The organism is Clostridium transplantifaecale (assembly GCF_900626075.1).
In the GTDB taxonomy this organism is placed as follows: Bacteria; Bacillota; Clostridia; order Lachnospirales; family Lachnospiraceae; genus Otoolea; species Otoolea transplantifaecalis.
On the sequence record NZ_UYZY01000002.1, the window covers coordinates 752,598 to 766,653 of the forward strand.

Sequence of the window (14,056 nt, forward strand, 5' to 3'; positions counted from 1 at the left end):
CGCGAACTTTTTATTGCCACTCAATAAAAAAACCATAGCAGAATTGGGAAATTCCGCTATGGTTATTGGACGATTAAAATAAAAAATCAATTTCAGCCAATGGAATCCTGTCTTCTGTCATTCAGTTATTGGGTGACAGGTGCGAGGTATTCCTTTGCAACGTAAGCGTCCTGGCCGTTGTATCTGATAATACACCATCTGTCATCATGATCACGCACATATTCAACTTCTGCATCCCTGGCCAGCTGTACGACGATTCTTCCGTCTGTAGCAGGAGTGGCCCGAACATTTAACGTGTCGGCATTGACTTTGTATTTTACAGTTGCAGCCTCTGTTGTCGGTTCTTCAGTTGGGGTCTCTGTTTCGGTCGGTACCGGATCCGTCATTTCTGTCGAGACAGCCGGTGCAGTCGTTTCCGGGGCTTTTTCTTTTCCCGGGTGAATCATCTTGATGATAAAAATTAAAACTACAATAATTGCAATCAGTAAAAGTGGTTTGATGATGCTTCCGGCATCGAAGGAAGGGCCGGAAGACTGTACCCTGCGCCGGCTGCTTGCGCCGCCGGAGGATGACCGCCTGTGCTGGGGTTCGTCGCTGCGCCGTCTTGCAGATGAGGCCTGCGCCGGTTTGCGCCGTTTCTCGCTGTAATCGTTAGCGAAGGTGTATACCTCCTGTGAAAGAAGATGGTGGGCCTGGTTGGCGTTGTAGGCGCTGTTGTCTTCTTCATGGATGGCCTTGTTGCCGATGGTCCTGATCTTGTGGTAATGTTCGCAGGTGGTCTTGCTGATAATGCCGTCATCGTACAGGGCGTCAATCATATCAATGAGATTGCCCTCCATAACACCCGATTTGTCACAGAGGCACTTTACCATAAACTCAAGTGTCTGGCGGGCTTTCACCATCGCCATGTTATATTTTTTCTGCCCGATAAGGCGTTCCGTATCCCGTACTCCGCTTTGGATCTTATCCCAGCTGTTTGTGCCTGGATTGTCTGTATTGTTCATAGGCCGTCTCCTTTGTATCAGTAATGCTTAAGTCTTAATTAACCCTATTATAATATATAGGAAAATTTTATGCACCTATATTTTGAAATAAATTTATAAAATTAGGAAAAATGTAATATATATCTTAGAATTATTGGAACAGTAGCAGAATTTACAGATTAACTTGCATAAAAATGACTGAAATGGTAAGATAGTAAAATAAAAAGAATGAAAAAAATAGGAAAAAAAGATGTAAAGAACACCAGGAGGAAACAGTATGAGACTACGCCATATACCGGGCGCAGAGCAGATGATAGAGGAAAGCCCCTACGTAATTCAGAAACCGGAAGAGCGGAAGGGAAAGTGGCATGAGGTATTTGGGAATCATAATCCGATTCATATAGAAGTAGGCATGGGCAAGGGCAAATTCATCATGGAACTGGCCCGGACAAACCCAGAAGTTAACTATATCGGCATAGAACGGTATTCGACCGTAATGCTGAAAGCGCTCCAGAAGAGAGAGCAGCTTCAGCTGTCTAATATTTATTTTATGTGTGTTGACGCTAAAAACATGGCTGAAATTTTTGAGCCGGGCGAGGTCGCCAGGATTTACCTGAATTTTTCCGATCCGTGGCCCAAGGACAGACATGCCAAGAGAAGGCTTACATCACCTCAGTTTATGGAGGTATACGATAAAATTTTGAGCAGAGACGGCAGAGTGGAATTCAAGACGGATAACAGGGGACTTTTCGATTACTCCCTGGAATCGGTGCCTGAAGCGGGATGGAAAATCCTTGAATCTACATTCGATCTTCATCACAGCGAGATGGCGGAAGGAAACGTAATGACCGAATATGAAACAAAGTTTGCGGCAGAGGGAAAACCAATCTGCAAGCTGACGGCTGTCAGATAGAATACGAATGTGAGAAAGCGCGCCGAAAGCGCTGCCGGTAATCTGTATGCGGTGAATCCGCATATAATGTAGCAAACAGCAGACGGCAGGTGTGCAGAATGAGTATGAAGGCCAGGATTACCCGTGAATTGTCGAAGGCGACCAGTGACAAGACGGAACTTAATAAAACCGTTTTGAAATGGAAAAAGCATTTTGACGAGGTGGGTAAGGTGATAGACACTGACAGAAAAAAGAAGAAGTAGGAGGAGCTGCGAATGGAGACAAGATTTACGAGTGAGAATTTTGAAACAGAAGTTTTAAAATCAAATATACCGGTGCTGGTAGATTTTTATGCAGACTGGTGCGGCCCGTGTAAACTGATGGCGCCCGTAGTCGAACAGCTGGCCAGTGAATACGACGGCAGGATAAAGGTCGGTAAAGTAAATATAGACGAGAGCGCAGATCTGGCTATGAAATACGGAGTCATGTCAATTCCTACCCTGATTGTGTTCAGCAAGGGCCAGGTGATCCGGAAAGAAGTCGGAGTACAGACAAAAGCGACCATCGTGAAGGCGATTAACCAGGCTATCTGATGACTGGCGCCGGGCCGGTACGGCCGCGATTGGACTGATAAAACTGAATAATCATAAAACTGAATAATGATAAAACCGAATAAAGATCAATTTTGGAGAGGGTGTTGCGAAATCACTTGAGAAGAGTGGAGGAGTGGCACCTTCTTTTGTGTGAGTGACGGTCATTGTTTTTAGTGGGGAGGAGGAACTGAATTATGACACTGATTCAGTTAAAGTATGCGATCACAGTTGCCGGTGCGAATTCAATGAACGAGGCGTCCAGGCTGCTTTTTATCTCACAGCCAAGCCTGTCGGCCGCTATCCGGGAGCTGGAGAACGAGATTGGCGTGGAACTGTTTAAAAGGACGAACCGCGGGGTTTTCGTAACGCCGGAGGGGGAGGAATTTATCGGCTATGCCAGGCAGGTGGTCGAGCAGTACCAGCTGATTGAGACAAAGTATGTGTCCAAGGAGAGTACGAAAAAGAAGTTCAGTGTTTCCATGCAGCATTACACATTTTCCGTCAATGCCTTTGTGGAGATGGTCAAGCAGTTTGGAATGGATGAGTATGAGTTTGCCATCCATGAGACGAAGACGTATGAGGTGATCGAGGATGTAAAGAATTTTAAGAGTGAGATAGGAATTCTGTATATCAACGATTTTAACCGCAAGGTCCTGACGAAACTGTTCCATCAGTTTGATCTGGGATTCCATGAGATACTGAAATGCAGCATTTACGTCTATATGTGGAAGGGGCATCCGCTGGCAAAGCGGGAGCTGATTACGCTTCAGGAGCTGGAGGAGTATCCCTGCCTCTCATTTGAACAGGGCAATTATAATTCTTTTTATTTTGCTGAGGAAGTCCTCAGTACTTACGATTACAAGCGCCTGATCAAGGTCAATGACAGGGCTACGATCTTAAACCTGATGGTAGGGCTGAACGGTTACACGCTCTGCTGCGGTATTATCTGCGAGGAATTGAACGGCACCGATTTCTGTGCGGTGCGGCTGGACAGTGACGAGGTTATGTCGATTGGGTATCTGGCGCGGAAAGGGATGGCTATCAGCCCTCTGGGACAGAAATATCTGGAGGAGATTGCGAAGTACAGGGATAAGGCGCTGCGGTAGGGGATAAGGCGCTGGGGTGAGGTATAAGGCACTGCATAAGGTATAAACGCTGCGGTAAGGTATAAGGCGCTGCGGCAGGGTATAAGGCGTTGTAGTAGGGTATAAGGCGCTGCAGTAAGATATAAGGCACTCTGCGGCAGAGAGATAAGATGCAGCAGTAGGCGCAGAGCAGAAGAAAATAAAAGATTGTGGTACAGGCGGCTGGCTATAGGTTTATCCTATAACTAGCTGCATTTTTTATGAATTAGCGCAACAATCAGGGAGGTGATATACTGTGATGCATCAGAAGCGAGACGGTTTTTGAAAAACGTCTCAGGGCAAGAGGGGGATGGAATGTGATACGGTTTGAACATGTCAGCAAAGAGTATTCCTCGCGGAGCGGTGAGGTTGTGGCGGTGCGGAATGTGTCTCTGGAAATAGAAAAAGGTGAAATATTCGGTATTATCGGATTCTCCGGCGCAGGGAAGTCCACATTGGTACGGTGTATCAATCTGCTGGAGGTTCCAACCAAGGGAAGTGTTTATTTCGATGGCGTGGATTTGACAAAGGTGAGCGCCGGGGAGCTGCGGAATTACCGCCGCAAGATAGGAATGATTTTTCAGCAGTTCAACCTCCTGGAGCAGAGAAATGTCATAGACAATGTCTGTTATCCTCTGGAGATTGCCGGAGCCAAACGGAACCAGTGCAGGGAGCGGGCAAGGAAACTGCTGAAGCTGGTGGATTTGGAGGAAAAGGAAAACGCCTATCCGGCACAGCTTTCGGGAGGACAGAAGCAGAGAGTGGCGATTGCACGGGCTCTTGCAACCGAGCCGGAAGTGCTTCTCTGCGACGAGGCAACCAGCGCGCTGGATCCCATAACAACGAGAGCGATTCTGGAACTGCTGAAACAGATTAATGAGCGTCTGGGTGTCACAATTGTGGTAATTACCCATGAGATGAAGGTGGTGCAGCAGATTTGCACCAGAGTGGCCGTAATGAACGGCGGGAGCATCGAGGAGACCGGCACGGTCCGGGATGTCTTCCTGAATCCGAAGACGGAGACGGCCCGCAGGCTGATTCTTCCGGACAAAACAGGCCTGGAAGAGACGGATGGGAAACATGTGCTACGGATTGCATTTGACGGCCAGTCGGCGTCGGAACCCGTTATATCGGCTCTCAGCCTGAGCTGCAATGCAATGGTAAGCATTCTTGGGGCCAATACGGAGAACATAGGCGGCAAGGCCTACGGCCAGATGTTGATTGAACTGCCGGAGGACAGGGAGAAAGTAGAAAAGATACAAAAATACCTGAAGGAACACCGTATTTATTTTGAGGAAGGAGGCGCAGGTGCATGAGCCGGGAAATGATTCTGCTTTTATTAAAAGGAACGGGGGAAAGCCTGTATATGACATTATTTTCTTCCGCTATGGCCTACCTGTTTGGAATTCCCCTTGGAGTTCTCCTCTATGTGACGGACAGCGGAGGGATTTGCAGAAACAGGAAGATAAATACCATTGCGGGCGTTGTGATCAATTTACTGCGTTCAGTGCCTTTTCTGATTCTGCTGGTAGCGATTCTGCCGTTCACGCGGCTGGTTGCAGGGACGACGATAGGTTCTACGGCCACGGTGGTGCCGTTAATAGTTGCGGCTACGCCCTTTGTGGCACGGCTGGTGGAATCTTCGCTGAAAGAGGTTAACTACGGCGTGATTGAGGCGGCCAGGGCCATGGGTTCCTCGCCGATGCAGATTGTACGCAAGGTGCTCATTCCCGAAGCGGGACCGTCCCTGCTGGTGGGAAGTACAATAGCCGTTGCCACCATTCTCGGATATTCGGCAATGGCGGGATTCACCGGAGGAGGAGGCCTGGGGGCAATCGCCATCAACTACGGATACTACCGTTACCAGTCGGGGACAATGCTTGTCACGGTGGTGCTGCTGGTCGTTATCGTCCAGCTATTTCAGGAATTTGGGATTCGGCTTGTACAGCGGGTGGATAAGAGAAGCCGGTGATTAGGCGGGCCGGCATGAATGGAACAGAAGGGAATGAAACATAGAGACCGGGCAGAAAGGACGGAACAGCAGGAATAGAGGAACTGAAACGGAATCGCTGAGAAAAAGCAGCAGAGACAGAACAGATGAAGCAGAGGAACTCAGATAGAGCAACAGAGATAAGGCAGCAGAGACAGGAAAGTAAACAAAAAATCACATATAAAATAAAAACATTAAAAAGTGAGCAATTTTAAGGAGGAAAAAGATTATGAAAAAGGGATTAATTGCAGTATTAGCAGGAGTTTGTGTAGTATCAACAGCCTTGTCCGGCTGCGGAAAGCCGGCCGCTGCAAGCGAGAAGGATACAGTCATCAAAGTAGGGGCGAGTGTAACGCCCCACAGCGAGATTCTTAATGCCGCAAAGGAAGAATTAAAAGCCAAAGGCTATGATTTGGAGGTTGTGGAATACAACGATTATGTCCTGCCCAATACGGCCCTGGAAAACGGAGAGCTGGATGCCAATTATTTTCAGCATCAGCCTTACCTGGACAATTTCAACGAAGAAAATAAAACACATCTTGTGTCGGCTGTAAAAGTGCATTTTGAGCCATTTGGCATTTATGGAGGAAAAACTACCGATCTGGAGGCGCTAAAGGAGGGGGCGATCGTTGCCGTTCCCAACGACACCACCAATGAGGCGAGGGCGCTGCTGCTTCTGGAGGCTCAGGGGCTGCTGACACTTAAGGAAGATGCCGGCCTTACGGCGACGGCAGTCGACATCAGGGAAAATCCGCTGAACCTGGAAATCAAGGAACTGGAAGCCGCTCAGCTGGCCCGCTCCCTGCAGGATGTGGATATCGCCTGCATCAACGGAAACTATGCGCTGGAAGCCGGGTTAGAAACAAAAGATACTCTGGCCGTTGAGGCATCCGACTCACTGGCAGCCCAGGCTTATGCCAATATTCTTGCGGTAAAGGAAGGAAACGAAAGCACGGAAAAGACAAAGGCTCTGAGTGAAGCGCTGACTTCGGATACGGTTAAGAAATTTATCAATGAAAAATATGACGGAGCGGTTGTGCCGGTATTCTAAATAAAAGCTAAATAAAAGAACAGTGAAATACGACACCGGGAAAAAGATAAAGAGCGACTGTAAAAAGGGCGGAACGAGTGCTTCCTGCCCTCTTTATAGTTGTAAGGTTTAAGGCCTCAAAATGGGAGAGATTTAATTAAATATATAATTCAGACATAATTTTTACAAGATTTTTAAAAAAGAGGTTGACATTTTATGATGATTGAGATAGAATAATTCATGCGTCACAAAAAGTGACAAAACAACAATTAATACGCGCCTTTAGCTCAGTTGGTAGAGCAGTAGACTCTTAATCTATTTGTCCAGGGTTCGAGTCCCTGAAGGCGCACTGAAGAGTGCTGGTTTTGCAGACAGAGAGCTGCGGGGTCGGCGCTTTTTTTTATGCGTGGAAAAGCTAGTGTTTATATAGGTTTGCAGGAAATCAGAAAAATTAAAAATGAGTTGTAATTAGTGAAAGCAGTGGGGATTTTTCCTTACTGCTTTTTTTGTTGGAGGATAGTGGTTGCAGTTTGGTTGCATATTTGCAAAAAAGTGACCGTATAAAATTAATCGGAGTGTGAGGAACGGTGCTATGAAGAATAAAAAGAAAAAAAATTTTAACAGTATTAGCGATTTGGAGCGGATCGTGAAAATTATTAATGAGGCGTATGAATTATTAGGCGAATGCGAAAGAAAGAGATTAAAGGAGAATGTATCGAAGTTAAAAGCTGCGTTTCTGGGGGCATCCATAGGAAAAGGATTTTCTATAATACTATTGCTATATATGGATGAAAAGAGAAGGTTTGATACTGTGATGCCATTCAACCACTATCTATATAAAAAAACATTTATGAAAGGGGTATTAAATGGTGCACTGATGTCAAATATACCGGCTGCCGTTTTATCGAGAGTAGGGTTTTTATGGGCGGAGCACTTATTAAGCGAGCAGTTATTGAAAGAAGAGATGCTGCTTTGTTTTGAAATTCGAGAACTACTCCTTATTTTAGAAAAGGGGGTGGAACAAGAGGATGCCCGAGGGGATGAACGTACTAGGGAGATAGAGACTATTGTTATATTACTGAAAAGAGCACTGAAGGAAATGGAGGAAGACTTAAAAGTATGAAGATATAAGGGTATTAGGATACTTGATGCGCCGTTTTCTGGTAGCTGCAATAAAAAAACCGGATTTCTCAATCCGGCTGGTATTATTTACGATGATTTTTAATTACCTTTACCATCTCTATAATCATTTCTTTTTCATCATTGGATAATTCCTGTGTCATTTGTACCCATAAATTTGAAAGGGTAGTTGAAGAGGGCTCTATAGACTCATGCAAGAGATAATCAATGCTCACACCGAGACGATTTGATAGCTTAATTAACGTTTCTAGGGTGGGACAGCGTTCTCCTCTCTCGATCTGTCCAATATAGGTGGTGGATACGTTGATAGCCTCTGATAATTTTTCTTGTGTGAGGTTCAATTTTAGACGCTCTTCTCGGATGCGTCGGCCAAGATCGATGTAGTTCATAAAGTAATTCCTCCAATGATATGATTCTACTTTGTTTTTATAAAATTATTAATTAACTAATTGCTCTAATGTACATAACTAAAAGCTTTATACCGACGATAAATCAATATCTATGCTACATAAAGGAAAGGAGTTTCAAATTAAAATGAAAACAACACTAAGCGGAAATATTAAACTATTTAAAATGTTTGTAAAATTAATCTTTCATCTTGTTTTATCGGTTTTAGATATATTAGAGGAATTTATAAAAATTAAGAATTAAAATCTAGGTTATATAAATACAACTTGAAAAAATAAACTGAAAGCTGTTATTAGATAAACTATATGTTGTTATGTGCGCGGAGAAATGTTATAATCAATTAATAAAGTACCGTATTAAAAATAAAAAGCAAAGACTTATATTATTAGAAGGGAAAGAAATGACGCAAGCAAATAATAGGGTAGAATATATGTGCAGTTGGTGTGGTAAAAAAGTAATCCGTTTTAAAAATTTGGGTAGACCGATGCCGGGAATATGCCCTAAAAAAAACAATAAAAAACCGCATACATGGGTTAAAAATAGAGTTTTTTAGTAGTAAAGGAGAAAAGATGCCAATTACTTTTACTGAAAAAATGCAGGAACAAAAATCTGACCATATTTGTAAACTATTCAAACCACAAATACATTTGTCGGATGTAATTTTAAATAACGGGATAAAAGAACAGATTTTAGATTTAATTGCAATTCCAGATGTTTGGGAAACAGTATTCGATAAATGGAAATTGTCAAAGGTTGTTAATAAAATACCCAAAATGGCCGTAAATTTTTATGGACAGTCGGGAACTGGTAAAACAATGATTGCAAATGCTATTGCTACAGAAACAGAGAAGATGATTTTGCAAGTAAATTACGCGGAAATTGAATCAAAGTATGTTGGAGAAACATCGAAAAATCTTACAGATGTCTTTAAAACGGCTACAGAAACAGATGCAATACTTTTATTTGATGAAGCTGATGCTCTTTTAAGTCGGAGAGTGACGGATATGAAAAATGCATTAGATGTGAGCGTAAACCAAACACGTTCAGTTTTACTAAATCTGTTAGACGAATATACAGGTATGGTGATATTTACAACAAATTTTATTAGTAACTTTGATTCTGCATTTATGAGACGAATTCCTTATCATATTAAAATTGATTTACCGGATTTGCAGGCTAGAGAAAATTTGTGGAGTCATTATTTAATTGATGAGTTGCCTAATAATGTAAATCAGCAAGAGCTTGTTTTTAATTATCCCAAGGTTAGTGGAGCGGATATTGTCAATTCTATTGTCACTGCCGCTATAAAAGCTGCGCGGAATAAAGAAAAACTTGTAGAACAAAAATATATAGAGGAAGCACTAAATAACTTACAAGCTAGCAGAGCTGAAAACTACTGTTCAAATGTTGCATTTTCTAAATCAGAAGTGACAGAGTTAGAAAGGGGATGATAGTCATGGGAATAATCCCATATACGAAAATTATGACAGGAACAATAAAAAAAGTAGTAGGAGTTGTAATGGCATTTTTTGAGAAGATTCTAAATATGTTGAGGAAAATTATTCAGAATTTAGAAAATAAATTGAAATATGCAATAGAAGGTTCTACTGTATTGATAGAAAAAGGAATTAATAAATGTCAGGTTAAAACAAAAAATTATGTTAGGGATGAAGAAAAACATTGCTGGAAAGAGGTTGTGGTTGAGTATACCCAATCAGAAAAAGAAATACCACCTGAATATAGGCAGCGGTATGAAAACGGAGAAGTTATTGATATAACAGAAGATTTTATATTGAAGCTGGGGTGATATAGGAGGAAAATTATGTCAGAGAAAGAAAAGAGTATTAAAGAATTAACCGAAAAATTTATGTCAACTCTTTATGAACTGTTTCAGTCGTCTCAGGGAAAATATACCTTAGAAATGTATATAAACCTTGTGGGAGAATTTACTGACGAGGTTATTATGGCATCAAAACGAAAGGGGCTGAGTTTTAATGAGGGATCTTGCTTTATACGTGATATTGGCACGAATAAAGATGTATTTACAATTTTCTTGGAGATGTATTTTATTGACATCTCGGGAAAAAAAATACTAGAAAAAGCAGAAAGAGAAATGGAAAAAAGAAAATTTACATATGATTCAATAAAACAAATAGAAACAAAGCGATGCATGGAGTTTATAATAGAGAAACCTTCGAAGGGATAAAGTAGAAATGTGGAAAATAGTAATAATTGTGATTGTCGGTCTGATGATTTTAGGGGCATTCATGTCAATTGGTGAGTACCTAATAGAGCATAAGTTAGTTTGTGCGGCGGGAGCAATTGTTTTTATTCTTTTTTTTCTGTCAGGGAGAAAAGCTGCTTTATCGGTGTTACTACTAATTGTACTTGGAACTATTGTTTACACGGTGTTATTAAATACATATAAATCGAATAATGAAAAAAAATTAAAAAAATATTTAGAAATGAATTGCAAGAGTTTAGGTTACATGGATATAGAAATGTGGAAGGCAGAATTACCTACGTTTGTTGCACTCCCATACAAAGATACTTTCTTTGGCATAACAACAGATTTTGCTCGCGCGCAGGAAAGACTTTTCTTTTCAGAAACAAAGTTGCGTGCCCATTATAAGGAGTGCCGTAGAGCTCTGGATGAGAATAAAGGGGCAATTACGGTTGAAGCCCTTTTGCCGATGTATAGTGAATTTTTGAGAACAACACATTCCTCTGAGGACTATAATATTATTAATAAATTGGTTGAGCAACTTTGTAAAGAGGATGATGCCCTTAGGTGTATTAAACTTAAAGATGGAAAAACATTACTAACACGGGAGGGCAAAGTAACTACAAGCGGAAATATGAATGAAGTTTGTGGCAGTTGCAATGGAGAAGCCACAGAAATAGAGACTGAACAGATATCATTAGAAGAATTAATGGGGTGATATATAATGAAAGAAGGCTATTGTGATTTCGACATAAACGACTTTGATTTAAATAGCGAACTTGAAAAACTTCAAATGGATATTCAGAAACCCAATATTTTGGTTTGCGGTGGGACAGGAGTAGGAAAAAGCAGTTTAATAAATAATATTTTTGGTAAAGAAGTTGCTGAGATTGGACATGGTGTACCTTTAACACGTGGAATTAAAAAATATTCTTCAACGGATACGTCGGTTAACTTATATGATAGTGAAGGATATGAAACTGGATCGGAGAGGCAGTCTTATTATGAAAACAATATTTTATCGATATTAAATGAAAATGCTGCTGTTGAAGAAAAAATTCATGAGGTTTGGTATTGTATTAGTGCAGCTAATAAACGAATTTTTGATATAGATCAAAAAATGATTTGTACAATTAAAGATAAAGGAATTCCAGTTACGGCTGTTTTAACACAAATTGATGGTGTCGATGAAATTGAGCTGACCAGCTTAATCCTTTCTTTGCGACAAATTGATAGTAATTTAAAATATTTTACATACTGTACATTGGAAGATTCAAACTTAGAAGAATACATACAACGGGATGAACTAATTCGATGGTCATTAGACCAACTGCCGGAAGCATTAAAGGCAGGATTCATAAGTTCGGTCTATGGAGCTTTAGAAGAAAAAAAGGAATATGTAAAAAATGTTGTGATTCGTGATGCAGTTGCGCAGGCGCTGGCAGCGGTATATGTTCCGATTCCAGGTTCCGATGCATTGCTTCTGGCACCTATTCAAATGCGAATGGTTTCTAAAATTATTAAAACATATGGGACAGATAAGGTTGCAAGCTTAACAACCTCCCTATTAGAGAGCCAGGTTATGAGCTATGTCGGGAAAAATTTATCAAAGGCAGTTTTAGGGAGTATGTTTAAGTTTATTCCAGGAATTGGGACTGGTGTGAGCAATGTAATTAATAGTGGTATTGCAACAATAATGACGAAATCATTAGGAGAAGCAATGTCACAGATGTGCTATAAATATTCTAATGCAAGACTTAGGGGGGAGGATGTAGAGCTTGTAAAATATTTTAATCCAGAAACTATAAGCGATCTTATAGAAACAATTCGGCTAGCAATGCAAAACCAGTAAATAGGGGGGGCATAATGGATAGTAAGACGGGAGCCATGGACATAAATGTACTTATTATTGGAAAATCCGGAGTAGGAAAAAGCAGTTTGCTGAATTATTTGTTTGGCAGCAAAGCGGCAGAATCTGGTACGGGAAGGCCGGTAACAGAGAAGGGAATTTATTCATACCACCGTAGAATAGATGGTGATATAAATTTGAATATATATGATACATGGGGGTTAGAAGCAGACAAAGCAGATGAATGGAAGCGACTTATCCTAAATGAAGTAAAACAGCATGATCATAGTGACATTAAAGATTGGTTTCATGTAATACTTTATTGTTTTTCTGCAAAATCGGCCAGGATTGAAAAGTTTGAGGAAGATATTATTTCCGAGTTATTAGAAGAAAAAAATAAGGTAATTACTGTTTTAACGCATTGTGATCTGAAGGGAATTGACCAGTCTCTTAAGGAAATCAAAGAACGTTTGTTTAAATTAACTTTGGATGAGGGTGATATTATTTGTGTATGTAGTGAAGGAAAAAAATTGTTAGGAGGTATACAAACAGAACCATTTGGTCGAGAGCAGATATTAGTAAAAATCAAAGAGGAATTATGGGAAAGAATACAAGTTAAGCTGCCTCAGACAGTGGAAAAATACGGCTTCAGTTGCATAGAAAGAACAATACAAAAGTGCCGTAATTATTCTGATAGTAAAATAACAATTATAAATATACACTCAAAGAAAGTTGCTGATGATATTAGTTCCTATTGTAACGAACAAATTGAACTGTGTGCAAAAGATATAGAAATATATTTTCAAAAGCAAATGTTAAATATGTTTGAGTATTTTTATAACTTATGTCATAGAATGCTATCTAGCGAAACAAAAGAAGTAAGGAAACCATATGTGAACTTTTCATTTGTTGTAAATTTTCGTATGGACTTTATAAAAATACTAGCAGAAAATATTTCTTCTACCATTTTTCTGACAATTCCAGGACTTAATCTTTTAGTCCCTAAAGTTATGTCTGATATAAGAAAGGAAAAAATAGCTCAAGAATTAATGGGCTTGGAGCGAGCGTTCAAAGAAAAAATACAGTTTAAACGCATGAGCCTTGAGGCGGAACTTAGAAGTATAAAAATGTAAATCATTAAAAAAGGAAGGAACAGTTAAAAAATGGAAAAAAACAACAAAGATCAGAACTACATTATATACGAACAAAAGTGAATTTGATGGTCTTGCATCTGCGGCAGATATTGTAAAAAGAGTTTACGAGTTGAAAGCTTCGTAACCGCCGAGCAAATACGTTTTAACATGAAATATTCCCCTTTCTAAAAATATAATTAATTTGTAAAAGTAAAAACTTTCGATTGGATCATATATATGTTCCATGGTTAATTAGTAGAGGTTCCCAAGGAAAAAAGGGAGCCTCTATTTTTTAAACATCCTGTTACCCTCGTGGGTTTCATTTCAAAAAGGACTCATTTAAAATATATTCTTCTACTGCCTTTCGAGGGATTTTCCAATCCCGGCCAATCTTGAATGCTTTTATTTTTTTATTGTTTAATAAAGAATAAGCCGTGTTTTTTCCAATCTCCAGCATCTCGCATAGCGTTTCAATCGTAACAATTTCTCCGTAATCTGTAAACATAGTGCTCTCCCCTTTGTCATTACAGTGAGTTATTTGACGTTGTCTTCACTTATATGTTAGTAGGGAAAAAAATAAATTTTAAGGGAATCTCATCTATAATTAAAAATTCATTGTGTGTATACAAACAAGTAATCTTGTGTATATAACAAGATAAACCTATAAAGTATTGAACAGTAATTTTATAA

Annotated in this window: 17 protein-coding genes and 1 tRNA gene; 15 read left to right on the top strand and 3 right to left on the bottom strand. The window is 40.3% G+C overall.

Annotated elements, in window-relative coordinates; all coding sequences use genetic code 11:
• Positions 1-125 precede the first annotated feature (125 nt).
• Positions 126-1,004 (bottom strand): SH3 domain-containing protein, encoded by an 879-nt coding sequence (locus EJL91_RS09085; protein WP_125141617.1) that lies wholly within the window; start codon positions 1,002-1,004, stop codon positions 126-128.
• Between the two features lie 256 nt (positions 1,005-1,260).
• Between EJL91_RS09085 and trmB the strand changes: the two genes are divergently transcribed.
• The 9 genes from trmB to EJL91_RS09125 all read left to right on the top strand — a co-directional run bounded on the left by trmB (position 1,261) and on the right by EJL91_RS09125 (position 7,735).
• The gene (trmB, locus tag EJL91_RS09090) at positions 1,261-1,896 is read left to right on the top strand and encodes a tRNA (guanosine(46)-N7)-methyltransferase TrmB (RefSeq protein ID WP_125141618.1); all 636 of its coding nucleotides are present in this window, start codon (positions 1,261-1,263) and stop codon (positions 1,894-1,896) included.
• 98 nt (positions 1,897-1,994) lie between these two features.
• Positions 1,995-2,138, top strand: a complete 144-nt coding sequence (locus tag EJL91_RS24535; RefSeq protein WP_164516788.1) for a hypothetical protein — start codon at positions 1,995-1,997, stop codon at positions 2,136-2,138.
• Between the two features lie 12 nt (positions 2,139-2,150).
• Positions 2,151-2,468 (top strand): thioredoxin, encoded by a 318-nt coding sequence (gene trxA / locus EJL91_RS09095; RefSeq protein WP_125141619.1) that lies wholly within the window; start codon positions 2,151-2,153, stop codon positions 2,466-2,468.
• 194 nt (positions 2,469-2,662) lie between these two features.
• Complete coding sequence (locus EJL91_RS09100) at positions 2,663-3,574, top strand: LysR family transcriptional regulator (protein WP_125141620.1); 912 nt, start codon at positions 2,663-2,665, stop codon at positions 3,572-3,574.
• 335 nt (positions 3,575-3,909) lie between these two features.
• Positions 3,910-4,908 (top strand): methionine ABC transporter ATP-binding protein, encoded by a 999-nt coding sequence (locus tag EJL91_RS09105; protein ID WP_125141621.1) that lies wholly within the window; start codon positions 3,910-3,912, stop codon positions 4,906-4,908.
• Positions 4,905-5,564, top strand: a complete 660-nt coding sequence (locus EJL91_RS09110; protein WP_243125288.1) for a methionine ABC transporter permease — start codon at positions 4,905-4,907, stop codon at positions 5,562-5,564. Before EJL91_RS09105 ends, EJL91_RS09110 begins: the two co-directional genes overlap by 4 nt.
• A 247-nt stretch (positions 5,565-5,811) precedes the next feature.
• Positions 5,812-6,633: a MetQ/NlpA family ABC transporter substrate-binding protein gene (locus tag EJL91_RS09115; RefSeq protein ID WP_125141622.1), complete on the top strand. Its 822-nt coding sequence runs from the start codon at positions 5,812-5,814 to the stop codon at positions 6,631-6,633.
• Between the two features lie 255 nt (positions 6,634-6,888).
• Positions 6,889-6,961, top strand: a tRNA-Lys gene (locus EJL91_RS09120).
• Positions 6,962-7,204: 243 nt separating this feature from the next.
• The gene (locus EJL91_RS09125) at positions 7,205-7,735 is read left to right on the top strand and encodes a hypothetical protein (RefSeq protein ID WP_125141623.1); all 531 of its coding nucleotides are present in this window, start codon (positions 7,205-7,207) and stop codon (positions 7,733-7,735) included.
• An 82-nt stretch (positions 7,736-7,817) separates the two neighbouring features.
• On the opposite strand, the gene EJL91_RS09130 is transcribed toward EJL91_RS09125, so the two are convergent.
• Positions 7,818-8,141 carry a helix-turn-helix domain-containing protein gene (locus tag EJL91_RS09130; protein WP_125141624.1) on the bottom strand — a complete coding sequence of 108 codons (324 nt, stop codon included), beginning with the start codon at positions 8,139-8,141 and terminating at the stop codon, positions 7,818-7,820.
• A 588-nt stretch (positions 8,142-8,729) separates the two neighbouring features.
• On the opposite strand from EJL91_RS09130, the gene EJL91_RS09135 reads away from it, so the two are divergent.
• The 6 genes from EJL91_RS09135 to EJL91_RS09160 are packed head-to-tail and all read left to right on the top strand — an operon-like array spanning position 8,730 to position 13,366.
• Positions 8,730-9,611 (top strand): ATP-binding protein, encoded by an 882-nt coding sequence (locus tag EJL91_RS09135; RefSeq protein WP_125141625.1) that lies wholly within the window; start codon positions 8,730-8,732, stop codon positions 9,609-9,611.
• 5 nt (positions 9,612-9,616) lie between these two features.
• Positions 9,617-9,967: a hypothetical protein gene (locus EJL91_RS09140; protein ID WP_125141626.1), complete on the top strand. Its 351-nt coding sequence runs from the start codon at positions 9,617-9,619 to the stop codon at positions 9,965-9,967.
• Between the two features lie 15 nt (positions 9,968-9,982).
• Positions 9,983-10,366 (top strand): hypothetical protein, encoded by a 384-nt coding sequence (locus tag EJL91_RS09145; protein ID WP_125141627.1) that lies wholly within the window; start codon positions 9,983-9,985, stop codon positions 10,364-10,366.
• Between the two features lie 7 nt (positions 10,367-10,373).
• Positions 10,374-11,102, top strand: a complete 729-nt coding sequence (locus tag EJL91_RS09150; RefSeq protein WP_125141628.1) for a hypothetical protein — start codon at positions 10,374-10,376, stop codon at positions 11,100-11,102.
• A 6-nt stretch (positions 11,103-11,108) separates the two neighbouring features.
• On the top strand, positions 11,109-12,236 hold the full coding sequence (locus EJL91_RS09155) for a GTPase (RefSeq protein ID WP_125141629.1): 1,128 nt from the start codon (positions 11,109-11,111) through the stop codon (positions 12,234-12,236).
• A gap of 14 nt (positions 12,237-12,250) precedes the next feature.
• On the top strand, positions 12,251-13,366 hold the full coding sequence (locus tag EJL91_RS09160) for a GTPase family protein (protein WP_125141630.1): 1,116 nt from the start codon (positions 12,251-12,253) through the stop codon (positions 13,364-13,366).
• A 319-nt stretch (positions 13,367-13,685) separates the two neighbouring features.
• Here the strand turns inward: EJL91_RS09160 and EJL91_RS09165 are convergent, their stop codons facing one another.
• Positions 13,686-13,871: a helix-turn-helix domain-containing protein gene (locus EJL91_RS09165; RefSeq protein ID WP_125141631.1), complete on the bottom strand. Its 186-nt coding sequence runs from the start codon at positions 13,869-13,871 to the stop codon at positions 13,686-13,688.
• Between the last annotated feature and the right edge of the window lie 185 nt (positions 13,872-14,056).